Origin of the sequence: Halosaccharopolyspora lacisalsi, from assembly GCF_014137975.1 — a bacterium.
GTDB classification, from domain to species: domain Bacteria; phylum Actinomycetota; class Actinomycetes; order Mycobacteriales; family Pseudonocardiaceae; genus Halosaccharopolyspora; species Halosaccharopolyspora lacisalsi.
The window spans coordinates 1,453,939-1,476,074 of record NZ_JACGWZ010000001.1 but is presented as its reverse complement, the minus strand read 5'-3'; the positions used below and the strand labels follow the sequence as shown (position 1 = coordinate 1,476,074).

The 22,136-nt window shown below is 67.0% G+C and carries 18 protein-coding genes and 3 pseudogenes; 11 read left to right on the top strand and 10 right to left on the bottom strand.

The genetic code is table 11. The features are described 5' to 3' along the window. Window positions 1–16 precede the first annotated feature (16 nt). From FHX42_RS07175 to FHX42_RS07155, 5 genes are all read left to right on the top strand, one after another. On the top strand, window positions 17–1,303 hold the full coding sequence (locus FHX42_RS07175) for an MFS transporter (protein ID WP_182543291.1): 1,287 nt from the start codon (window positions 17–19) through the stop codon (window positions 1,301–1,303). 2 nt (window positions 1,304–1,305) lie between these two features. Beyond that, on the top strand, window positions 1,306–2,667 hold the full coding sequence (locus tag FHX42_RS07170) for an MmgE/PrpD family protein (protein WP_182543290.1): 1,362 nt from the start codon (window positions 1,306–1,308) through the stop codon (window positions 2,665–2,667). Between the two features lie 11 nt (window positions 2,668–2,678). Beyond that, on the top strand, window positions 2,679–3,326 hold the full coding sequence (locus FHX42_RS07165; protein WP_182543289.1) for an aspartate/glutamate racemase family protein: 648 nt from the start codon (window positions 2,679–2,681) through the stop codon (window positions 3,324–3,326). A gap of 1,709 nt (window positions 3,327–5,035) precedes the next feature. Continuing rightward, window positions 5,036–5,320, top strand: coding sequence for a hypothetical protein (locus FHX42_RS07160; RefSeq protein ID WP_182543288.1), 285 nt, complete (start codon window positions 5,036–5,038; stop codon window positions 5,318–5,320). Next, on the top strand, window positions 5,317–5,598 hold the full coding sequence (locus FHX42_RS07155; RefSeq protein WP_182543287.1) for a hypothetical protein: 282 nt from the start codon (window positions 5,317–5,319) through the stop codon (window positions 5,596–5,598). The genes FHX42_RS07160 and FHX42_RS07155 overlap by 4 nt, the downstream gene beginning before the upstream one ends. Window positions 5,599–6,086: 488 nt before the next feature. Here the strand turns inward: FHX42_RS07155 and FHX42_RS07145 are convergent, their stop codons facing one another. After that, window positions 6,087–6,650: a hemerythrin domain-containing protein gene (locus FHX42_RS07145; RefSeq protein WP_182543572.1), complete on the bottom strand. Its 564-nt coding sequence runs from the start codon at window positions 6,648–6,650 to the stop codon at window positions 6,087–6,089. Between the two features lie 678 nt (window positions 6,651–7,328). After that, entirely contained in the window at window positions 7,329–7,484 is a 156-nt protein-coding gene (locus FHX42_RS07140) for a DUF6131 family protein (protein WP_182543285.1), read from the bottom strand. A 919-nt stretch (window positions 7,485–8,403) separates the two neighbouring features. On the opposite strand from FHX42_RS07140, the pseudogene FHX42_RS27705 reads away from it, so the two are divergent. Continuing rightward, window positions 8,404–8,607, top strand: a pseudogene (locus FHX42_RS27705) (Rieske 2Fe-2S domain-containing protein); the annotation flags it as partial. Here FHX42_RS27705 and FHX42_RS26445 read toward each other — a convergent pair. From FHX42_RS26445 to FHX42_RS07120, 4 genes are all read right to left on the bottom strand, one after another. Then, window positions 8,507–8,968: an SDR family NAD(P)-dependent oxidoreductase gene (locus FHX42_RS26445; RefSeq protein WP_328795940.1), complete on the bottom strand. Its 462-nt coding sequence runs from the start codon at window positions 8,966–8,968 to the stop codon at window positions 8,507–8,509. The pseudogene FHX42_RS27705 and the gene FHX42_RS26445 overlap by 101 nt on opposite strands. A gap of 459 nt (window positions 8,969–9,427) precedes the next feature. Continuing rightward, entirely contained in the window at window positions 9,428–10,720 is a 1,293-nt protein-coding gene (locus FHX42_RS07130) for an MFS transporter (protein ID WP_182543283.1), read from the bottom strand. Between the two features lie 561 nt (window positions 10,721–11,281). Then, on the bottom strand, window positions 11,282–11,635 hold the full coding sequence (locus tag FHX42_RS07125) for a plasmid stabilization protein (RefSeq protein WP_182543282.1): 354 nt from the start codon (window positions 11,633–11,635) through the stop codon (window positions 11,282–11,284). 295 nt (window positions 11,636–11,930) lie between these two features. Further along, on the bottom strand, window positions 11,931–12,203 hold the full coding sequence (locus tag FHX42_RS07120; RefSeq protein WP_328795967.1) for a transposase family protein: 273 nt from the start codon (window positions 12,201–12,203) through the stop codon (window positions 11,931–11,933). Between the two features lie 250 nt (window positions 12,204–12,453). Between FHX42_RS07120 and FHX42_RS07110 the strand changes: the two genes are divergently transcribed. Continuing rightward, window positions 12,454–13,869: an MFS transporter gene (locus FHX42_RS07110; RefSeq protein WP_182543280.1), complete on the top strand. Its 1,416-nt coding sequence runs from the start codon at window positions 12,454–12,456 to the stop codon at window positions 13,867–13,869. A gap of 438 nt (window positions 13,870–14,307) precedes the next feature. After that, window positions 14,308–14,823 (top strand): DUF1360 domain-containing protein, encoded by a 516-nt coding sequence (locus FHX42_RS07105; protein WP_220479593.1) that lies wholly within the window; start codon window positions 14,308–14,310, stop codon window positions 14,821–14,823. A 177-nt stretch (window positions 14,824–15,000) separates the two neighbouring features. Here FHX42_RS07105 and FHX42_RS07100 read toward each other — a convergent pair whose 3' ends face one another. The 4 genes and pseudogenes from FHX42_RS07100 to FHX42_RS07085 all read right to left on the bottom strand — a co-directional run bounded on the left by FHX42_RS07100 (window position 15,001) and on the right by FHX42_RS07085 (window position 17,649). Further along, a complete protein-coding gene (locus FHX42_RS07100) occupies window positions 15,001–15,234 on the bottom strand; it encodes a hypothetical protein (RefSeq protein WP_182543279.1) in 234 nt (77 codons plus the stop codon). A gap of 491 nt (window positions 15,235–15,725) precedes the next feature. Further along, window positions 15,726–16,727, bottom strand: a pseudogene (locus tag FHX42_RS07095) (IS481 family transposase); the annotation flags it as partial. 53 nt (window positions 16,728–16,780) lie between these two features. Then, window positions 16,781–17,224: a hypothetical protein gene (locus tag FHX42_RS07090; protein WP_182543278.1), complete on the bottom strand. Its 444-nt coding sequence runs from the start codon at window positions 17,222–17,224 to the stop codon at window positions 16,781–16,783. Window positions 17,225–17,256: 32 nt separating this feature from the next. Further along, window positions 17,257–17,649 (bottom strand): helix-turn-helix transcriptional regulator, encoded by a 393-nt coding sequence (locus FHX42_RS07085; RefSeq protein WP_182543277.1) that lies wholly within the window; start codon window positions 17,647–17,649, stop codon window positions 17,257–17,259. Window positions 17,650–18,096: 447 nt separating this feature from the next. Between FHX42_RS07085 and FHX42_RS07080 the strand changes: the two genes are divergently transcribed. The 3 genes and pseudogenes from FHX42_RS07080 to FHX42_RS07070 all read left to right on the top strand — a co-directional run bounded on the left by FHX42_RS07080 (window position 18,097) and on the right by FHX42_RS07070 (window position 21,879). Further along, window positions 18,097–19,449 carry a recombinase family protein gene (locus FHX42_RS07080; protein WP_220479591.1) on the top strand — a complete coding sequence of 451 codons (1,353 nt, stop codon included), beginning with the start codon at window positions 18,097–18,099 and terminating at the stop codon, window positions 19,447–19,449. A gap of 527 nt (window positions 19,450–19,976) precedes the next feature. Then, window positions 19,977–20,745, top strand: a pseudogene (locus FHX42_RS07075) (HAD-IIA family hydrolase). A gap of 228 nt (window positions 20,746–20,973) precedes the next feature. Next, complete coding sequence (locus FHX42_RS07070; RefSeq protein WP_182543275.1) at window positions 20,974–21,879, top strand: 3-hydroxyacyl-CoA dehydrogenase family protein; 906 nt, start codon at window positions 20,974–20,976, stop codon at window positions 21,877–21,879. Window positions 21,880–22,136 lie beyond the last annotated feature (257 nt).

Below are 22,136 nucleotides of genomic sequence, written 5' to 3'. Positions count from 1 at the left end.
TTCAAGGGGAACGATCATGAGTACACGGTTCCGCTTCGTGACGTTGGGGCTGGTCATCGCCCTCATCGTCATCAACTACATCGACCGCAGCGCGATCTCCTACGCGGTTGAACCGCTCGAGGAAGTCTTCGGGATCACCACCGCGCAGTACGGGATCATCAGTTCCGTCTTCTCGGTCGGATACATGGTCGCCGCATTCCTGTCCGGGCCGTTGGTGGACCGGTTCGGGTGCCGGCGGGTACTGATCGCCGCCGTCACGCTGTTCTCGATCACCACGGCACTCATACCGGTCGCCGGATCGTTCGCGGGTCTGCTGATCATCCGCCTGCTGCTCGGGATCGGCGAAGCACCGGCGTTCCCGGCGGCGACCCGGACGGTCAGTCGCTGGCTGCCGATCCGTGAACGCGGGGTCGCGCTGGCCCTCTGTGGCGGTGTCGCGGTCTCGGGCAGCCTGTTGATCTCCGGCCCGCTGCTGACCTGGCTGATGGATCTCGTCGGCTGGCGCGGCATGTTCTGGACGCTGGCGATCTTCGGTGCCGTCTGGGGAGTCATCGCGATCGCTCTGTTGCGCGACCTGCCGGAGGAGTCTCCGCGGGTGAGCGCGGCCGAGCGGGCCCTCATCGCATCGGGGCAGGAGGCAGACGCCGGATCAGGCCGGTCGCCGGTGCGGTGGCGCCCCCTGCTGAGCAACCGGAACCTGTGGGTGGTCGCGGGTGGTTACTTCGCCTGGGGGTTCATGTTCTGGGGATTCATGTACTGGCTGCCCTCGTTCTTGTCCGATGCCTACGGACTCAGCGTCAATCAGGCCGGCGCGTTCTCGATCGCGCCGTGGGCGTGCGGCATCGTCGGCGCGCTGGCCGGCGGCGTCATCGTCGACCGTGTCTACCGCCGCAGCCCGCGAATCCGCAGCCGGTTCGCGGTCATGGGCGTGGCTCTGCTGCTGGCCGGATGCTCGCTGGCACCTCTGGCGATCGCGCCGACCCTGACCGTCGGGCTGATCTCGATCTCGCTCGGCGTCGGCTTCGGCTTCGTCACCGGCGGCATCTGGTGGGTCGCCGCCATCGACGCGGCTCCGGACCAGCCCGGCAGTGCGGCCGGATTCGCCGATGCCTCCTTCGCGGCGTCCGGGATCGTGGCCCCCTCGGTGATGGGGTTCATCGTGTCCAGCACGGGCAGCTTCACCAGCGGGTTCGTCGTGATGGCCGGGCTGGCGGTGGCCGGTGCGCTGCTGATGCTGCTCGTCCCGCGCGAGCCGACCCGTGCCGCGGCCCCTGCGGTCGAGACCGCCATCGAGTCGGCCTGACCGTGGTCGCGCGGGAGACCCGTCAAGACGTCGTCAGGGCGGCCGTCGGGCGGCTGGGCGGATGGGTGGCCGGGCTGCGTTGGTCCGACGTCCCGGCCGAGGTCCGGGCACGGGTGCTGACCGTGCTCGTCGACACCGTCGCGGTCACCGCGCTCGGCTCGCGCGAGCCCGCGCAGCGGGCGCTCGTCGAGTCCTGGGACCCGCCGACCGGGTCGGCCCCCCTGTTCGGGACCGGACGAACGGTCGCGGTCGATGCTGCCGCGTGGTTGAACGCCACCGCGTCGGTCCGACTCGAACTCGACGACGGGCACCGGCTCGCCGGCGGTCATCCGGCGGCGCACGGCTTCCCGGCCGTGCTGGCCCTGGCGTCGCGGCGGACGACGACAGGAACGGATCTGTGCAGCGCATTGCTCGTCGCCTACGAGGTCGCGGCCAGGTTCGGCCGTGCGACCCGGCTCCGGCCGGGCACCCACCCGCACGGCAACTGGGGCGTCGCCGGCGCCGGGGCCGGTTGCGCCCGGGTCCTGGGGCTGCGTCCCGACGACGCAGCGGTCGCGATCGACGCCGGGAGCGGTCTGCCGGTAGCCGGACCGTTCTCCGCGGCCCTGGACGGCAACCCGGTTCGCGACGCCTGGGTCGGCGCGGCGAACCAGTCCGGTCTCGCCGCGGCCCGACTGGCCGCGTCCGGGACCGGGCACCTGACCGGTGTCGCCGCCGCATCGCTCGGGGACCTGATCGGCGACCTCGACCCCAACGCGCTCGACGACGGCTTGGGAGAGCGCTGGGAGATCCTCGGCGGCTACTTCAAGCAGCACTCGTCGTGCTCGTTCACCCACGCCGCCGTCGACGCAGCGCTGTCCCTGCGGGACCGGGTCGACGGTTATCCCGAAGAGGTCCTCGTCGAGATCCACTCGCTCGGCGCGCAGCTCGACCGGACGCGGTGGCCGACTCCGCTGGCCGCGATGTTCTCGCTGCCGTTCGTAGTCGCCACCGCGCTGCGCCGGGGGCGGCTCGTCCCGGCCGACCTGTCCGCGGACGCGCTGGCCGACCCCTCCACGGAGGACCTCGCCCGCCGGGTCACGGTGCGGGCGGCGGCCGACCTGGACGCCCGGCTACCGGCCGAGCGCCCGGTCCGGGTCACCGTGAGCACGGCACGCGGCCGGTTCGTCGCGGAGCAGCCGAACCCGGTCGGCGACGCCGCGTACCACCCCTTCACCCCCGACGACCGGGCCCGCGTCCTCGGTGACCTGCTCGGTGCCCCGGACGTGGTTACCGGCATCCGAGACCACTGCGCCGCGCTGCCGGACGCAGCGGACACCGGGGAACGGCTTCGGGCGCTCGGCTCGGTGACCCGCTTCCGATGAGGAGGAACCGCATGCGCGTCCGTGCCGTCACCCCGATCACCGTCGGGCCGTTCGAACTGGCCCGCCGCCAAGCCCGGTACGACGTGCTCGTCCCGGCCGGAATTCGGGTGGTGCTGTCCGACTTGGACCCGGATGGGCCCCGCGCGCTCGATACCGCAGCCGAGGTGCGTCACTCGGAGGCCCTTGTCGCCGACGCCCTGGCCGACGCCCCTGACTGCGACGCGGTGCTCCCGGACTGCGTGCTCGACCCCGGCGTGCCGACCGACGGTGGCACGCTGGGCGGACGACCCGCACTGGGGCTGCTCCGGCTGACCATCGGTGCCGCAGTCGCCGCCGGGCACCGGGTCGGGGCGATCACCCGAAACGCGGCGATCGCCGCCGAGCTCCGGCACCGGATCACCTGCTACGGCTGGGACGCCTCGTTTCACGAGGTGACCGTGCTGGACCTCGGGGTCGCCGACATCACCGACCCCGCGCGCTGGGCCGCCGCGATGCGTCCCGCGCTGAGCGCAGCACGCGCCGCCGGAGTCACCGCGGTGGTGAACGGATGCTCGGCGGTCGACACCGCCGAGCAGGACTCGGGTCTACCCCTGCTACTTGATCCGATCCGGACCGGCCTCGGCGTGCTCGGGGCACTCGGCGGTGCGCCGGTCCACTGAGGACGGATGGAACCAAAAGCCACTACGCCGAGGACCGCGAACATGCCGTCGCCGACCTGATCGCCGGACTCGGATCAGGACCGATCAGTGACGCCACCCGGCACAGCCGCTCTCGCGGATACGATTTCACCGTCCCCGGGGGGGTGCGCTTGTCATCCTTCACTTTCTCGTGTCGACGAGGCTGTGCAGAGAACCGGCCGCAGTCAGTCCGGCAATGGTGAAGCGAGGCCGCTGATTAGCCCGACGATCACTCCAGCGGGGGAGCCGACGACCTGTGCTGCCTCGAGACCAGCTGGGAAACCGGCGGCAAGTCCAACGAACCGGGCGATCGCCATAGCCAGGACCGCGATGAGCAGAGTGCGCACCGAGTACAAGCCCACCGAGGTGACGAGCACTCCAGGCTCGCTGTCCACGTTGGGTTGAACGGGTGGTTCCGGTGGCGAGCATCGCGGGTGGCTCTCTCCGTCGTCTCCTGGGAGCAGGCCTCGCGGACGGGAGTGATCAACGTGAATACCGCGCACGGCACGATCGAGCGGATCCGCTCGGTGGGTGGATCCAACAGGCGTCTCACCGCACCACGTGGCAATCCCGGACCACTGAGAAAACCCACTGGCCTCGCCCGAGTGAGCCCTCCGAGGAGAAGGGGCGTGAGGAAAACCGGAACAAAATCCGGCGACTGTAGGGGTATGGAGAACAGGCGGGGCAAACTGAACGTTACTGCAGCTCATCGCACTACCCCAGCTCGCTTCGAGACTCAAGGAAGCCGCACATCGCCTCGGAACGACCAGCAACGATGCCCGCTGCCGTTCAATTTATCACGGTTCTTCTCCGGGTCCCTTCTAGCGGCAGGAACCGGAAAGGCCCCGAGTAAGGCAAACCCGCATCCGTGAACACGGATGCTCACGGAGGCAGGCGTGAAAGCGACTCGGAATGCTTGCACTGTGCGTTCTGGGGCGCGTTCAGGATGAGCTTCGACCTGGCCGCCGAGGGCTGTCCGGTTCAGCGGCCTCGTCTTAGTCGTCTCAGCATGTTTTCGATATCGAGTGCTACTTCTCCTGCGCTCCGCGCCGGACAAGTTCGCCTATGCTGACCGCGAGATAAATCAGGCTCAACACGAGCAGAACCCATGTCGCGGGTCCAGGAATCACGGAACTCGCACCCGGTGCAACATTCATAGCAAAAGCCAGGGACACCCCGAGAAGCGATATCGCTTGGACCACAAGGAACCTGGACGACATGCGCTTCATTTTTACCTCGCGGACTAACTCGCCCGTTCAAGGGAACATTTCACGTAATCACACGAAAACGGGGTCACCACTTTCATCGTAACATGGACCGGCAGCGGCGGCTGCGGCAAGCCCGTAGGAGGCGAGAGCAGCTGGCAGCGACGCACCGGTGGTGAACGCCGCGGAAACAGCACCAATAGAGACCCTGCAATGCAGGATATAGAAATCACGCAGTTCAGCCAAGCGGGGAAGATGCTGCTCGCCGGAGCGATCTCCGGATCGTCCGAGAATTTCGACACAGGGACTGCTTCAGCAGTTCGACCGTCTCAATGAAAGACGTCTCGAATTCTTCGGAAAACTCCGGATCAAGCCCGGCCCGTACGACTGCCTCACGATCAAATGCGGGAAAACCCGATCGATCGACGAAATCCACAGCTATGGCGACATTTTCGCGTGCCGACGTACGGTCAACATCGGCCGGAGATGCGGCTGCGATGCCGTCGTGATCGCCGATGCCGCCCGCACCCCAAACGGCTTGACCAACCCCATAGGGGCACCCCCACCAGCGCCACCGAACCCGCACTGGCCACCAACCGCGGCTCTCCCTCCGACGAGGGTTCGTTCCGCATCAGCGTGACCCGGCCGCACCGCGAGAAGATCGTGTTCACGCCCGTCGGGCCCCTCGACCTGGCCACCACATCCCGGTTCGTCGAGGTGCCGGACCCACGCCTGCGCGCCACCACACCGTGCTCGGCCTCAGCGGTGTGACCTTCCTGGGCGGCGTGGCGACCGAAGCGCTGCTGCACGCCGAGCACCACACCCGCACCACGGGCCACCACCTCACTCCGATCACCGGCACCCACGCCATCGACCGGGCCCTGCAAGCCCTCGACCTGACCTGCCGGTTCACCTACGGCGACCAGTCCACCTTCGACCCCGAGAAGACCGCTACTACCGCACACACCCGAGCACGCCACCCCCACCCACGCGCCGTGCCCCGAGACGAGCCCGACGGAGGCCCCTCCCGCGCTGCTCCCACCGGGTGACAATCCGCCGCGAGTAACTGCCCGCCGCGGTGAAGCGAAGTCATGCGCTCTCGCAACGGCCGGTGGTACCGGCATACTCGGCAAGCTGCCGCACCGCGACGCCACGCTCTCGCACCAGCCGGGTGGCGAGCACCTCGGCACGGCGGACCTGCTGGGCCGGACCACGCGCCCCAGCCACCAGAACGACCGGAACCGCTTGCTCCGAGCAGCCGCCCGCCGCGGCGACGAGGTCCTTCCATACTTGAGCGTCGGCCGACGAAACCGTTCAGGACGAGCCCGAGCAGCACCGTCCGATTCTCTGAAGTCTCCGCTCAGGCGGAAACACTTCACACCGTGCTGCGTAACGCGTCGTCTTGGCCCGCGTCCCCGGAAAACTTCACTGTGGCAGGAAATGTCTCCCCGCGAAGATTCCGCCCGCGACAACGGGCAACTCATGCCCGCGTAGCTGCAGAGGCCAGCGGCTACTACTGCAGTCACGCGGGCGAGGGTCACTGCTCACGACCGGAGAGCACATCGCGAAGTCGGTCGATCATGCCGATGCCGGTATCGAGGATCATGTTGGCCGGTGGCCTGTCCGGCGCGGAGGGATGGGGCCGGGTCGGGGCCGCCTCCTTGGCCATCAGGACCTTCTTGCCCAGGTCGTCGAGCTCTTCGATCGTGCAGGCCTTGGACAGCTGTGGGAGCAGGTCGTTTTCTTCGTCCTCGATGTGATGCCGGATGTCGCTGATCAGCTTACGCCCCAGGCGATCGAACTCCGGATCGCTGGGGTCGACTCCTTCGAGTTGCTTCAGCAGCTTTTCGGATTCGGCATGCTCTTTGAGCTCGTGATCGGCGATCCGGCCCCCGTCCGCGAGCTTTTCACGAGCCGCAGGATAGAGGTACTGCTCTTCGGCCACTGAGTGCCGCACAAGCTCGGTGATCACGTGGTCCATGAGTGCACGACGATGCCCGGCAGAGCCGGTGCCGTTCTCCAACTCGCCGAAAACCTCGTCCACGGCGCGGTGGTCTGCGACGATGATGCCGACCAGGCTCTCTCCCCGCGTGATGGTCATCATGCCTCCTCGTCTTCGCAGGTATCCAACATCTTTCACTTACCCGCGGAGGGCGTGTTCCAATCAGTACCGAGCACACGTCCGACCCGTCCGGTGAAACCGTTCCAACGATCGGTGGTGCCAGCCGCTGTTGATCGTAAGCCGGATTCCGGACTTTCCGACGGCGTCGGGTGGGAGCCGTCGATATGCGCGACGGGCCCGCTCGGAGAAGTTCACCACCGGAGCGTGGGCGAGCACGGCCGTGGCGCCGACGCTCGTGGTCCTGATCGGCAACACCGGGTTCGCAACACTCGCCTCCGCGGCGCTGTCCGGAGTGCGTACCCTCACCGTCGGAGCCGTACTGTCCTCGCTCGTCGGGACACTCGTGCCGCAGGCCACACCGGGAAGAAGGTGAGATCACTGCCTTCGCCACCGCTGCGGGTTTCTTGGCGACCTTCGCGGTGACCCACTGATGAGGTGTTCCCCGTCGACCGGTACGTACAGAAAGCCGCCAGGGCCGAGGGCTCAACGCGAGGCCTTCGGACACGGAGCCGGAGAAGGGCTGAGGCATTCGCAAGAGGAGGGTTGAGCCGGAAGCAGCGGAAGCACTCGCCGGAGTGATGGGCGTCATCGATGACCGAATCCGGCGGGTCCGTGCCCCGGTAAGCTTACCGGGGCACGGACGTGTCCGCGGGGATGTCAGAACCAGTGGGAACGTCCACCGATCTTCTTGCCGGCGAATCCCACGACGGCCAGAACGAGACCCACCACGATGAGGATACCGCCGATCGTGGTCAGGATCGGAAGCTGGGCCAGCAGACCGACCACCAGCAGGATGATGCCAAGAATAATCAATTATACCTCCTGAACACGTCGAACCCGTATGTGTTTCGGTTCCAGGAGTACCCGCAGGTCGATCTTTCAAACCGAGACCGCGCCACCGAAGCCGGGCCGGAACCCCTCGTAGTCGGTTCATCACGCACACGAGCCACCCAGAACCAGAACGATCCGTCTCGTTGGAGTTCGGGCCACCTCGAGAACGAAGCTGAATCGCTACCTCAGACGGCCGGGAATTCGCTCCCCCGTGAGAGGGGTGGCCGCTGGCAAAGACACCTGTCCCGTAACGCGGGGGTGTCAATGATGGCTGATGAGCACGGTTTGCTTGAGTCCACACTGCGTGACAGCGATGGGAAAGAGACCGTGTCCGCGGCCGATGGTGCTGGGCGTCGTGCTGCTCGCGAGTTCGCGCGGCAGTGCAGCACCTGGGCACTGGGGCGAACAGGCCGGGTACACGTCAAAGTCGTCCCGCTCGATTCACCGCTGGCGGGATGGCTGCGACGCAATGGTCGCACCACCACGACCGACGATGGAGCAGTGCGGAGTGAGGTCCTGCTGAATGCCGCCGATCTCGAACCTGCTGCTGCACCCGGCCGCAAGGCCCGGGCGGTACTGGTGCGCCGTGCCTGCGCCGCGGCGTATCGCACCGTGCTCACCGGGGAAGTCGGTGGATCGCCGAAGAGGAGCTCGTGCTCGACCAGCACATGCCACAACAGCGGGTTTCATCAACCGTGGAAGCACAACTTGCTCCGGCACCGATGCAGCACTACTCGAACCGAACGCAGCACCCGCCCCAACGCGGCTGACCGGGACAAGGTTTGGACCACCGTCGTACGGGGGCGGTGGGCGAGACGACCGGTGACGCACACGGGGGTGGGCATGCTGAGCATCGTTGGGTCGGGGACACCGGCGCTGAACGAGCCTCTGCGCGGCTCGGATGACGTCACGAGGACTCTGCGGCAGGCGTTGTACGCCGGCGAGTTGGAGCTACCACTGCCGGGCCGGGGTGAGACCGCGGGAACTGCCGGAGCGGGAGCCGGTCAGGCGAATGGCCGGCGAGGTCCCCGTCCCGGTCCTGCGTGGCGGCGCGGACCTCTACGTCTTGGCCGACCGGTGTAGTCACGCCTCGGGACCGCTGCATCAGGGGACGACGTCGTGGCCGGAGGGAGTTCACCGTGCCTGGAATGCTCGTGGCACGGCAGCGTTTTCCGACTCTCCGACGGCACCGTGCTCCACGGCCCGGCGATAGCACCGCAGCCGACTTTCCCCACGCGCGTCGTCGACGGCCGCGTACACGCGAGGTTGACCGAGCCGGTGTTGATGATCGCGTCACCAGCGGGCAGGTGCGGCAGGACCGCGCGGATCAGCCAGAACACCCCGCAAACATTGGTTTTGAACGTCCGATCGAACTGCTGGGCGGCCACCTGAGTGAAGTCGGTTTCCACACCCTGGGCTCCGGCGTGGTTGCCCAGGACGTCGATCCCGCCCAGGTCCTCGACCACGCGCTGGCAGCCAGGACCGGAAGTCCCGCCACGATGAGCGCCCAAAATCCGCCTGGAAGATACCGGAAGCGTGTACCACGACCGAAGCAGCGCTTCACCCAGGGGCAATGCGGCTACTCTCGCGAGGACGGCTGATCATCTGGCCGGGGATCGGGACACATGGTTTCGTTCTCGCGCTCGAAGGGCGTCGCCGTGCTGGTTGGCTGCGTTCGCGGACGAGGTGGACGAATGAGACCGAAGCAGGTGGTCGCCTCTCTCGACTCGGCGACGAGAATGCTGCAGGCACTGTCGAGCTACCTGGCTGCTCGGGACGCGCCCGCCATCGACCAGGCAGCCCGATAGAACTCGAACCGAGGCTCTCGGCCGTGCTCGGTGGCGTCAACCATTTTTCACCGGTGAGCGTAGGACCGGTGTCCAAGGACTCCGTCGAGCCAAGGTCATGCCGGTGAACCAGGACGTTCAGTTGTCGGAAGCGGCTCTGCACTCGCCGGTGTCTTGCTTGCCCGGTGCCTCGCGCGGGTCCATCCTGATCCGGCCGAGTACCGGGATGCTGGCCAGCAGGAGGAGACTGGCCACGCCGAACACGGCCGAATAGCCGTCGGTCTCGTGGAAGACGAGGAACTGCACCGGCTCGAGCAGCTGGACCGCCAGGCCGGCCAGCAGTGGTCCGGCGAGGATTCCGAGCCCCCGGCTGACTCCGAACAAGCCTGCCCCGACTCCGTGGTGCCGGTGCGCGGGCAGCAGACCCATGAGCACGGAGTAGGGCAGGGTCAGGAGCACGACCGCCGCGCACGCGACGGGCACGATCCCGGCGATGAAGATCGTATTGATGGTGAACAACGGCAGCAGGAGACCGAGGGCGAAGATCCACACCGCTGTCGTCATGACGGGACGGTGGCCATAGCGGTCGGCGAGCTTGCCGGACAGCGGCGCCGACACGACCGCCACCCCGACGAGTGCCAGCGCGCCGGATACCTGCGGCAGCGACAGTCCCAGGCCCCGGGTGAAGTAGAGGACCACGAACACCCGGAGCGCGCCCAGCGCGGCTTCCCAGAACGAGTTGGCGATCGTCCAACTACGGATGTCGTCGTTGTCGCGCAACAGTTCCCACTCGACCGACCACCCGTTGCGACTCGGTTGATCACGAGGTGAGCCCCGCCCGCACCGCTCCCGCACTGACAGGTACAGGACCACCGTGACGCACGTGATCGCAGCGGCGCCCACGAGGAACGGCAGCGGTTGCCACAGGTGCAGCAGCAGACCGCCGACGGCCAGTGACAACAGCATGCCCGCCGACCGGAACAGGCCCTGCGCTCCTTGGGAACGTCCGTGTTGTGCAGCGGGGACGAGGTCCGGAAACAGTGCGTAGTAGGGCGAGTAGTAGACGAAGTAGCCGATGAAGAAGATGGCCAGGCCGACGCCGATCGCCGTCAGCGATCCCGTGTCCGCCGGGATGATCAGAAGCCCGACCACGGTCAACACCGTCCCAGCGAGGATGAACGGCATCCGCGAGCCGAGGCGGGTGCTGATCGAATCGGACCAGCTACCCACGATGACGGGCAGAAACAACGACAGCAGTCCCTCACCGCTGATCAGGAACCCGGTGATCGCTGGTCCGGACAGGCGTTCTACGAGTACCGGCAGATACGTGGTGACCAGCGTGTACGCCAGCGCGATACCGAAGGCCGGCAAGCCCAACGCTGCAAGCAGCGTGCGGTCCCTCCCCTCCAGCGGATGGGGTTCGTCGACCATCTGTCCTCTTTCCGTCCGGGCCGGCGATCGAAGTCTCACGGTGGGCGTTCGCAGTGTTCCCGACGATCACGTGCCAGTGGTGCGTTCTGCTGCCCGAGAAGCGTTGAGCAAGGCTTGCCGTCGGCTTTCGGCGAGGCCGCCCCGCCCTCCGCAGGGTTCACGTGCGGTCAGCACGTGGGCCGACACCGTTTCGACACCGGGCAGCGTGTGCAGGCTTGCAATGCTTCGGTTTTTCGCATCTGACCGGCTGAGCCTCGTTCGTTTTCCGTACGCAGGAAGGATCCGAGCCCCGCGGCCGGCACGTCGCGTGACGCTGCCGGTCGTATCGCTCGACGTGGAAGGGCAAGCGCCGCGGTGCGAGCCACGGCCGAACTCCTGCGTCGCCGGGCGGGCGACTGCCCTGCCATACGGCGACCTCGTCCAGTCATGCCGAGACGCTCTGGACTTGCCGTCCCTCGCGCACTTCGGCCTCGTCGCTGCGGTCGAGCAGCGTAGTCCAGGAGTAGGAGACGAACGTCGGCAGCGAGACCTTTGCGGTGTGCATGCGTACCGTCCCGACGGTCACCGGCTGGATTCGTCGCTGCGGGATCCCAGGGCGTCTTCGAGTTCGGCCTTGGTCATATTCGATCGCCCCCGCACACCCGCCTTGCGGGCGTCTTCGTAGAGCTGCTGTTTGGTGCGCCCGCCGGGGCCGGTGCGGTTGCCGGATCGCAGTCCGCCGCGTCGTTCGGGGGAAATGTCCTCGGTGGCGGTCCCGCTGCGCTGTCGGGCGTGACCTTCCTGCGCGCGATCCTTGTTCACGGTGCGGGCGGCGATCTCCTCGGCACGTTCGGTGCTGGAGCCGTGCTGTTCGGTCTGCTGCTTGATGTGCTCGTACTGACGTTCCTGCTTGCGGGTCCATGCCTGCTGCGGCATCGCTGCCACCTCCCTGAGCTTCGGTCGGGGACCGATGCGGAAACGCATCGAGTCGCTAATGCGCGTGTACCCTCCCCACTCGATGCGCACACGTGCCGGAGCACCTGGTGGGTTATTCAGAACCCCTGAACTCGGCGAGTGCGGTGACCGCGTTGATGGTTCGGGGGAAGGTCCCTCGGGGCGCCGGTAGCCGATGAACAGGATTCCCCGGATTTTGAAGCCGACGATGGCGCGTTCGACGACACGGCGAACCCGGATGATCCGCGCGTTGAATTCTTTTTCCCAGCCGAGGAGGTCACGGTGGACGGTTTTTGGTAGGGGTGAGCATGTCGAGTCCGACGTAGCCCTTATCGTCCAGCAGGTCGTCTGGCGGGAGGTGGTCGAGAATGCCGGAGGCACGAAGTGCTTCGGCGTCATGGGTTTTGCCGTCAGCGGGTGTCGAGACGTAGCGGCGTCGGCCGTCCAGATCGGTCACGAGCTGGACGGCCAGTCCGGGGTGCGGTGCTTGCCGGAGGACAGCTCCGCGAGGGCGGCCCGCGCGGCGGGCGTGGTTCGCAGACCGAAGCACGAGCAGCACGAGTCCGGATACTCTGTCCCATCCCACGGCGAGGGGATCTCCTCGCACCAGCAGGATGACGCTCGCCGCAGGCTGGCCCACGGCGAACCGCAGCTTCGCCACGTCCCGATGTGATTGGCCCGCCCGCTTCGTGGGTAGATCAAGTCAGGCGTGGTCAAGGTAGTGGGACAGGGTCCGAGAGGGACTGTGAGCAGTCGATGCGTCGCAGCGCAGGCGGGCCCGGGCGAAGGAAGGTGGTTCGATGAGTTCCGCACGTAACACGCCGGCAGGACAAGAGAGCTCCCAAGACGAGGTCACCGTGATCCGACCGTGGGGGCTCAAGCGCACTATCGGTGGCACGTCGGTCGGCAACATGATGGAGTGGTACGACTTCGGGATCTTCGCCTTCCTGGTGCCACCCATCAGTCAGGTGTTCTTCGGCGGAACCACCTCGGCTGGGTCACTGGTCGCGACGTTCACCATGTTCGCCGCGGCGTTCGTGGTGCGCCCGTTGGGCGGGTTGTTCTTCGGCCCGTTGGGCGATCGGATCGGCCGTCGGCGGGTACTGGCCATCACGATGATCACGATGGCGATAGGCACGTTGAGCATCGGCCTGATCCCCGGCGCCGCCGCCATCGGGGCATGGGCACCGGTGCTGTTGCTGCTGGCCCGACTGGTGCAGGGCTTTTCCACCGGCGGCGAGTACGCCGGAGCGATGACTTACCTCGGTGAACACGCCCCCGACACCCGCAGGGGGTTCCTGGCCAGCTGGTTGGAGTTCGGCACCTTGTGCGGCTATGTACTCGGCGCTGCCGTCGCCACCGGCATCACCGCTGTCGTGCCGCAGGAGGCGCTGCTGTCCTGGGGGTGGCGTATTCCCTTCCTGATAGCCGGCCCGCTCGGCTTGGTCGGGCTTTACGTGCGGACGCGGCTGGAAGAATCACCGGCCTACGAGGAACACGTCCAGGATCGTGACCAGCAGCAGGACAGCGTCGGTGAGCAGCTGCACGACACCGTCGTCAAGCCGTGGCGGCCACTGCTGATCTGCGTGGGACTGGTGCTGGCGTTCAACGTCACCAATTACACGTTGACCCAGTACATGCCCACCTACCTGTCCGAAGAGGTCGGTGTGGCCCACACCCCGGCGTTGCTCATCGTCCTGGCCGTCATGGTGATCCTGATGGGCCTGGTCACCGTTGGCGGGTGGCTCTCCGACCGGGTGGGACGCAACCCGATTCTGTACGTGGGCTGCGCGTTGTTGCTCGTGCTCAGCGTGCCGGCGTTCTTCGCCCTGTCCCAGGGCGGCTACGTGCTGGTCTTCCTGGGAACTCTGCTCCTCGGACTCACCCTGTTGTGCTTCAACAGCACCTTGCCGGCCGCCCTGCCGGCCTTGTTCCCCGTCGGGGTCCGGTACGGCTCACTGGCCATCGCGTTCAACGTCTCCGTGGCGGTGTTCGGAGGCACCACCCCCTTGATCGCCGCAGCGTTGGTCGCCACCACCGGCAGCGAATTGATGCCCGCCTTCCTGCTCGTGGGTGCCGGCGTCATCGGCGCGGTCGCGGTGTACTTCACCCGCGAAAGCGCCGGTCGCCCCATGCCGGGATCAGCCCCCTCGGCGGCCAACGACACCGAAGCCCGCGAGATAGCGGCGGAAAACCAACGCGAAGCGCCCGAATAGCGGACCGTTCCCGCTTGCGCGGACACTTCAAGGTTGGAGCGCGGCTGGCGGGTGGGTAGCCATGGAGGTACAGGCCCGGCCCGGGCGAGCGGTGGATCAGCACTGAGGTATTCGGGGTGCACACTCACCCTGCGGCGCGAAGGGCTGGGCCATTCCGGAATCACCCAAACGCACCGTATCTACCGTCTGCCCCGCGATTATCAGCCGGGGCGGACTTGACCAGCCCGTATTGGGCGGCGATAACGGCGGGGAGCTCCACGAAGACGCTCTGTGGGGACACCCGCATGAGGTCGGGCGCGGGGTACGAGCATCGCTGTGTTCCGCAACCACCTGCAGCGTCCACGAGTGCGGCAATCCGCAGCAGCACGATCCGCCGAGAACCATCCGCGATCGCGCGAGGGGGCGAGCGTGAACGTTGCGCACCGAGGAGCAAGGGCTTTGTACGGCTGCTTCGCGCAGCAGCGCGCCGAGTACAGCGGGGATGCACCCCGCCGGCCGATCGCGGGCTATTCGGTCATGCTGACGGTCTACGCGGTGGGTTTCGCAGGAGTGGCCGGGATCGCCCGGATTACGCACCGCCCTGCGCCGAGGATGGGCAGCGGCGACCTCGCTCTCATGGCGATCACCACGTGCAAGATCAGCCGGGCGCTCGCCAAGGACCCCGTCACCAGCCCGATACGGATGCCGTTCACCCGCTTCGAAGACGTCACCGCGGCCTCTGAGTTGCACGAGGAGGTGCGGGCATCGGGCATGGAACACGCTGTGGGCGAACTGGTCTCGTGTCCGTTCTGCCTATCCTCCTGGGTCGCCTCCGGACTGCTCGCGGGCTACACCTTCTCCCCCGGCACCACCCGAGCTGTCATGACGACCTGCACCGCCGTGGCAGGTTCGGGCTTCCTGCAGTACGCCTACACCACGGCCCAACAACGGTCGATGCCTGCGGAAAAACGGTGAATCAACCGATGGGCAGCGGTGTGGAACCTCTCCGTGGCCTGCCTAGCAGCACGTGAACTCCTGCCACTCGAGGCTTCAGGAATGACACGGCGTGCCGAGGCGCTCGCGCTCCCGAGTGGAACCCGTCGGCACGGCGATCGGCCGACTGGCACGAACAGGACCTGACACGAAACAGCCTCAGCGAGCATCCAGGCCCCGGCCACCACCGGTCAGCTGAGCCAACAACGCGTGGCAACGCTGCGCGCGCCACGCGTCCTGCTGGGCTACTTCGTCGAAGAACTCCCGAACATCGTCGTGCTCTTCGGCATCCCTGCGGAACTTATCGTTGTTCTGGGCGCCCTGCAGAGCATGATACTGGACGCTGACCAAGTCATAGACGATATCGTCAGCTGGAGTGTGTTCCGTGCTCACGTGTTTCTCTCCTCAAGACGGGAACCGAATTCCGCTCGCGGGTCGTGCCGGAGGCGGCCACCACTATCGAAGACCGTGGTTGCCCGACGAACCCAGTGAAACCCGGCGGCTGTCACACCCATAGTCGCCTCGCTCGACGGTCGCAGCAATCCGGAGACTACGTCAGCGCCCATCCGGCGCTTCCCACACGAGCAACAGGTTGACACACGAAGTCGGTGCTCTGTGCGCCACGGCTAGCCACCGGCCTTATCATCCCTGGCTGACGAGGCGCATCAAGACCGATCGGGAGCAGAGAACCAGCCTCCGAGTAAACGAGGGAACATCAGTCATTCGCGCCGGCCGGATTACGAAGGGTCTGCATGTTTGAGCGCCTTGTCGAGGGGCAATGCCACCCAGAGCTGTCCGTGCCCGAGGCGGTCACCGGCCCCTACCACCGATGGGCGATCCGCGTGGCCGCCCTGCGACGAAACCAACGTGTGAGCACGGCCAGCCGTGTATGAGGGCCGGACGTTGGTGACGCCCGTCCGAAGCCGTAAGGCCGGTGGCATGCCGTCAGCGCCGGTGTGCGGTCGGTGATAGTTGTAGTGGATGTTCCAGACGGCGATCGCGTCGGAGCGGGCCGCTTCGCTGGAGAACTCGCGAGCGTAGAGCAGCTCCTCGGCCAGGATGCGCTGGTAGCGCTCCACCTTCCCATTGTGGCGTGGGGTGTACGGCCGAGTCGTCTGATGCCGGGTCTGATCGTCAACGATCCGTGCGAAGTCGTTGGAGCGATAACAGGCACCGTTGTCGGTGACGATGCGGTGTATGTGGGCGATGCCGTGGGCAGCGAACCATACCTTCGCTCGTGCCAGGAACGCCGACGCGGTTGCTCCCTTCTCGTCGCTGAGGGGCTCGGTGTAGGAGAGTCGGGAGAAACCATCGACGGCCGAGTGCAGGTAGATGTAGCCGCGTTTTGCTCCAGCTGATTTGGCGCGACCGGCGGCCTTGGACTGGTTGCTGTCGCGGCCATGGATTCGCCACCCGCCTCCATCGGGGATTCGACCGACCTTCTTCACGTCCAGGTGCACCACGTGGCCGGGCCAGCGAGCCGTGATCTTGCCTGGCTTGCGGTTGTTGTCCCCGTCTGGGTCGATGAACTGGCGTCGACCGAGCCCGAGCCGAGTCAGGTGTCGGGTCACGGTGCGGCGGTTGATCGTGAAGTCGAGGTCGGCGAGCTCGTCGGTGATGCGTTGGGCGGACCACTTGCGTTCGCGTCGCCAGGTCTCGACCTGCTCAATGACCCAGGCTGGTGCCGCGTTCGGGCTCCGGTGTGGCGTCGAGGAACGATCGATGAACTCGGCGTCGCCGTGTCGTCGCCACCGGTTGCCCCACTTCGACGCGCAGGCACGTGAGATGCCCATCTCAGCCGCGACATGCGCAATCGGACGAGTTCGGCAACGTTCGATCAGGCGTCGCCGCCCTTCGACGTTCAAAGGCGCGTTCCGGTGAGGCATGTGCGGGCCTCCGTGACTGCGGGTCGGGAGGGAAGCTTCACGTCTGCGTCGATTCAGCTCTTCGTGAACTTTGCTAGGTCAATGCCACGTTCGGCGGCAAGGGTCTGCAGTTTCTCGGCGTCATCAGTCTGGACGCAGACACAGGCGTGCAGTCCGTCGTTATCACGGCGGACGATGTAGTAGGCGGTGCTGTCGGTGAGCTGGTTGCCGTCCGCGTCATTGAAGAGCCAGCGGACCTGGACAAGCTTGATCGCATCGGTGAGGTTCTGGGTGTCCAGGCGCTCGTAACTGACCGAGGCCAGCCCGAGCTCGCGGTACAGCGGGTATGACTGCTCCAAGCCCTGGGCCATGGACTCGCGGTCGTTGAGCACGCCGGCGAAGCGGGCGTCGATGATCATTCCGGGTGTAGCCCACAGATCGGCCGCGGCCTTGGAGTCGAAGGTCGTGAGCGTCGCTGCGTAGCGAGTGAGGTAGTCGTCAATCTCGGAGTTGTTCATGTCTTCGACTCTAAGAGCGAATTCCGTCAGGGCTATGTCGGCGTTTGCTCTGGGTCCTCGCTCAAGCCGAGGGCCGCGATGAGCTTGTCGAAGGCACTTCGGGCGGTGGCCGAGCTATACGGGCCGATCGACACCAAGGCAGCGATGAGAGCGGAGACCTCACCTGGCGACAGCCGCACCTGACAGTCGCGGTCCGTGGCAGCGAGTCGATACCCACCTCGCAGGCCAACGGTCACCTCGAGCGGGACTCCTGCCTCTCGCAGACGAGCGGCGTCCCGTTCAATCGTGCGTGAGCTGACTCCCACAAGCTCGGCGAGTTGACGGGCCGTCGTCACCTTCGGATGCCGAGCCCGCAGTTGCTCGATCACCGAGTGCTGATGTTCGACCAGTGGGAGGATCTGGTGAAGTCGAATCGACGGATCCATGTGCTCAGAGAATCACGCTTGGTCGCCAGCGTCGGCACGGCGTGACGCGGGCACCACGACCCATCAAGCGGTGACCTCCGAAGTCCGTCAGTCCGACACCGTGTCACCAACGTCATAGCCCGCAACATCTAGGTACGACATGTCCCAAACCGGCCCGGCACATCGCAGTTCAGGGGCGACAGACGTCGTCCGTACCCATCTCGGTCGGAGGCTCCGAGTGATCCCAGCTTCACAGCAATCGAGCACTTCACCCAGCAACCGCTCCTCCTGGCAAGGGGTCTATCTCGAACTTCCCGACGAGCCACCGAAACTCACTCCAGCAGCAGCCCGATCATTGTTGCGCCTTCTTCTTCACCTGTACACGAGCGACAATCGGGACAACACCGATTCCGACTCACAGCAAGGAAAAACCCTGCGATGAATCTGCGGTTTGATTTCTATGGTCGTGTGTCCACGGAGGACCAGCAGGACCCGGAGACCTCACGCAATTGGCAGCGCACTCGTGCCCAAGCTCTGATCGAGGCTCACGGGCAGATCGTGGTCGAGTACTTCGACATCGGCCATTCCCGGTCACTGCCGTGGAAGCGCCGCAGCGAGGCCACCCGGCTGCTGGACGCGCTCAAAGACCCAGACCGGGGGTTCGATGCGGTGGTCATCGGTGAGCCCCAGCGCGCGTTCTACGGCAACCAGTACAGCCTGACGTTTCCCGTGTTCGACCACTACGGGGTCGGGCTGTGGGTGCCCGAGGTCGGCGGGCCCATCGATCCGGGCTCCGAGGCCCACGATCTGATCATGGGCGTGTTCGGGGGCATGTCCAAGGGCGAACGCAACCGCATCAAAGTCCGCGTGCGCACCGCCATGCAATCCCAAGCCCGACTGGAGGGCCGCTACCTCGGCGGCAGGCCGCCCTACGGTTACCGGCTGGTCGACGCCGGGCCGCACCCCAATCCGGGCAAGGCCGCCGACGGTAAACGGCTGCACACCCTCACTCCCGACCCGGACACCGCCCCGGTCGTGCAGCGCATCTTCGCCGAATACCTCGCCGGGGCCGGACTGTTCGCCATCGCCGAAGGACTCACCCGCGACGGCATCCTCTCACCGTCGGCCCACGACCGGGCCCGCAACCCGCACCGCTCGACCACCGCCTGGTCCAAAGGTGCCGTGCGCACCATCCTGACCAACCCCCGCTACACCGGACACCAGGTCTGGAACAAGCAATACAAACGCGAATCCCTGATCGACGTCGACGACGTCGCCCTCGCCCACACCAAGGCCCACCCGGCCAACGTCTACCTGCGCGAAATCGATGTCCTGCCCCATCTGGACGGCTGGCTGGCCAGCGCCTTCGCTCCCGAGCGGCTCGACGACACTCTGTCCCACCTCCGCGCGGCCGCCCAACACGAGAACTCACGCGAGTCCGAGGCCATTGCCACCGCGCGCGCCACCCAGCAGGACTGTCAACGCAAACTCGCCCAGTACCGCCAGGCCCTCGACGAAGGCGTCAGCCCCGCCACAGTGGCTTCCTGGATCGCCGACGTCGAAGCCGAACAAGCCCGCGCCCAAGCCACCCTGCGCGATGCCCAGGCCCCACGAAGCCACAACCCCGATATTATCGCACAACTGTTCGACAACTGCCACGAACTGGCCCGTCACCTGCACCGGGCCGCCCCCGAGCACGAAGCCCCCGTCTACCAGGCCCTCGGGGTACAGATCACCTACAATAAAGAAACCCCCACCGCCAAGGCGCAGGTCAACCCGCAGCCCAGCGATGTGGGAATTCCATCGTGCCGGAGGGGCTAGCTGCGCACTATCCGCCCGGCTGCATGTGAGGACCCTTGCATGTCGCGTTACTGGGCCGTGGTGAGGAGAACCGTTCGCCCCGGTCATCGCGGCCCGGGAATCGCCGAGCTGACTGTCACCTCGAGTTCGCTACGGCGGCCATGTCCTCGCCTTGGGTGATCGTGGGACGAGGGGCTCGGCGAGGGGGTGACCGATCTGGTCGCCGTGGCGCGGATCGTCGCCCCACTCTGGTGCGGGTCGTCCGCACCGATCTCGAGGTCGAGTACTGCGGGAGCGGGCCGGGGACGACCGCGGTGGGCCTCGACCGCTACACCGGCCGCACCCCAACTCCGACGTGGCCGTGGAGCTGGACGTCGAGCGCTGGCAGCTGGTCCTGCGCTCGACCACCTCATGCGGGAGCTGAAGGACTTCAGGACGGCGCCGACAGCCGCCGTAGGGTGGTCGGAGCTCACCATCTGCGGTGGCTGCACCGGAGGTTCAGGTGGATCACGCAGGCGTGACCGACGTAAGCCCCCTGGACCTGCCTGATGGACCTCAACGGCGTGCTCATGCCCGACGAACAGCACGTCGTGCCAGGAGCGCAAGCTTTCCTGTCCGCACTCCGCTTGCACGAGATCCCCTTCCTGGTGTTCACCAACGACTCGGTCTGCACGCCCCGCGACCTGCGGGTCCGGCTAAACGACTGCGGGCTCGACGTACCGGAGAGCTCGATCTGGACATCAGCGATGGCCACCGCGAAGTTCCTGAGCCAGCAACGCCCCGGCGGCTCCGCATACACCGTCGGCGAAGCCGGGTTAGACCACAGCGCCGGCCGACGCCGGGTACGTGCTCGCCGATCACGACCCCGACTACGTCGTCATCGGCGAGACCCGAAGCTACGGCTTCGCGTCGATCACCACAGCGATCCGGCTGGTCGAAGGCGGTGCCCGCTTCCTCGTCGCGAACCCCGACGAGAAGGGGCCGGGAGCGGAAGGGTCGCGGCCGGCGACCGGGGCGGTCACCGCCCTGAGCGAACGGGTCACCGGGCGTCCGCCCTACTACGTCGGCAAGCCCAACCCGCTGATGCTGCGTTCCGCGCTGCGCGCCCTGGGCACGCACGCGGCCCACACGGTCGTGCTGGGCGACCGGATGGACACCGACGTCCGCTCGGGGATGGAAGCCGGCACGCACACCGTTCTCGTGCTGTCCGGGCCTTCCGACGAGAACACAGCGGCGCAGTGCCCCCACCAACCGGACCGGGTCATCAACTCGGTCACCGACCTCACCGAGCACGTCGCCGACCCGTTCCGCACCTGACCTCCTCGCCGGTGCCGGGCACGACCACTCCTGCTGGTCCGCTCGCGAACGACGAGCCCCAGTCACCGGTCGGGCGCCGCAGCCGCCCAGCCGGCGGTCGTCGACGGGCGGCCGACGTCGACCGTGGGATCCGCCGGGGACGGCCTGGGGCGGGAAACGCCACCTCCGAGACGTAAACTCACCGAACCCGATCGAAAGCTGCCGGATCTGACGGATGAGGAGCGAGTGATGACGACGTCGGTGGGACGTGTTCTCCGGGTGGCCGTTCTCGGTGCCGGGCGCATGGGGGCTGCTGTGGCCGCCCAGTACGGCCGGGCCGGCCACAGCGTCGTCATCACCACCTCGGCGAAGACCAGCGCCGAACACGCCCTGGCGCGCGTTCGCGACGCCGGCGCGGACGGCACCGCGGGGCAGTGGCACCTGCGGTGGGCCGCGAAGACCGAGGAAGCCTGCCAAGACGCCGACGTCGTGATCGAGTCGCTGCCGGAGGACCTGGAGTTCAAGCGCGAGCAGCTGGCACGGGCTCAGCGAGCGGCACCGGATGCGCTGCTCGGCACCAACACGTCGTCGCTGACCGTCAGCGACATCGCCCGCGGGCTTGCCGACCCGGCGATGCTGGCGGGAACCCACCACCTGAACCCACCGGGGCTCTTCCGCGTCATGGAGCTCGTTCCGGGGGAGCGCACGAGTCCGGTGGTCCTGGACCGCTTCGCGGAGATCCTCGCGGACCTGGGACTGAACCCGGTGCGGCTCCGCCGGGACGCTCCGGGATTCGTCGTCAACCGGTTGCAGTTCGCGCTGCTGCGCGAGGCCGCGGAGCTGGTCGATTCCGGGGTCGCCGCGCCCGAGGACGTCGACCGGCTCGTCGCCGAAGGACTGGCTCCGCGCTGGACGGCGGCCGGCCCGCTGGCCACCGCCCTCCTCGGCGGCGGGGAGCTGTTCGACGCGCTCGCCGAACAGCTCTACCCCACCCTGTCGCGCCGTGACACGCTCGAATCCTCCGTGGTCAAGCAGCAGCCGGACACGGACACGGTCGAGCGGATGCGCCGCACCCGGCAGGAGCGACTCGACCGGGTGATGCGCACCGCGTCGACCGGTGAGTCCGGTCGTTCCCGCGAGCGGGAACGACCGTGACGCACCGGCTCAGCGGTATCGCCGTCGAGCAGGGAGAGGGCTGTCCCGAAGGCCGCGTCCTCGACACGTGACGTGGCCTCCGGTGGCCTCCGGGACGTCTGCGGTCGCGACCTCCCCGTCGTCTCGTCCGGCAACACGAGCCCTCCGCCGGAAGTTCCACGTCTGCGGGAACAGGCCGCGTCGTGCCGCCAACGACCGGGAGTCGTTGGCAAGGGCCGGTGCCGCGGCAACGCGTTCGGGGGCGTGGAGGAAGTCGA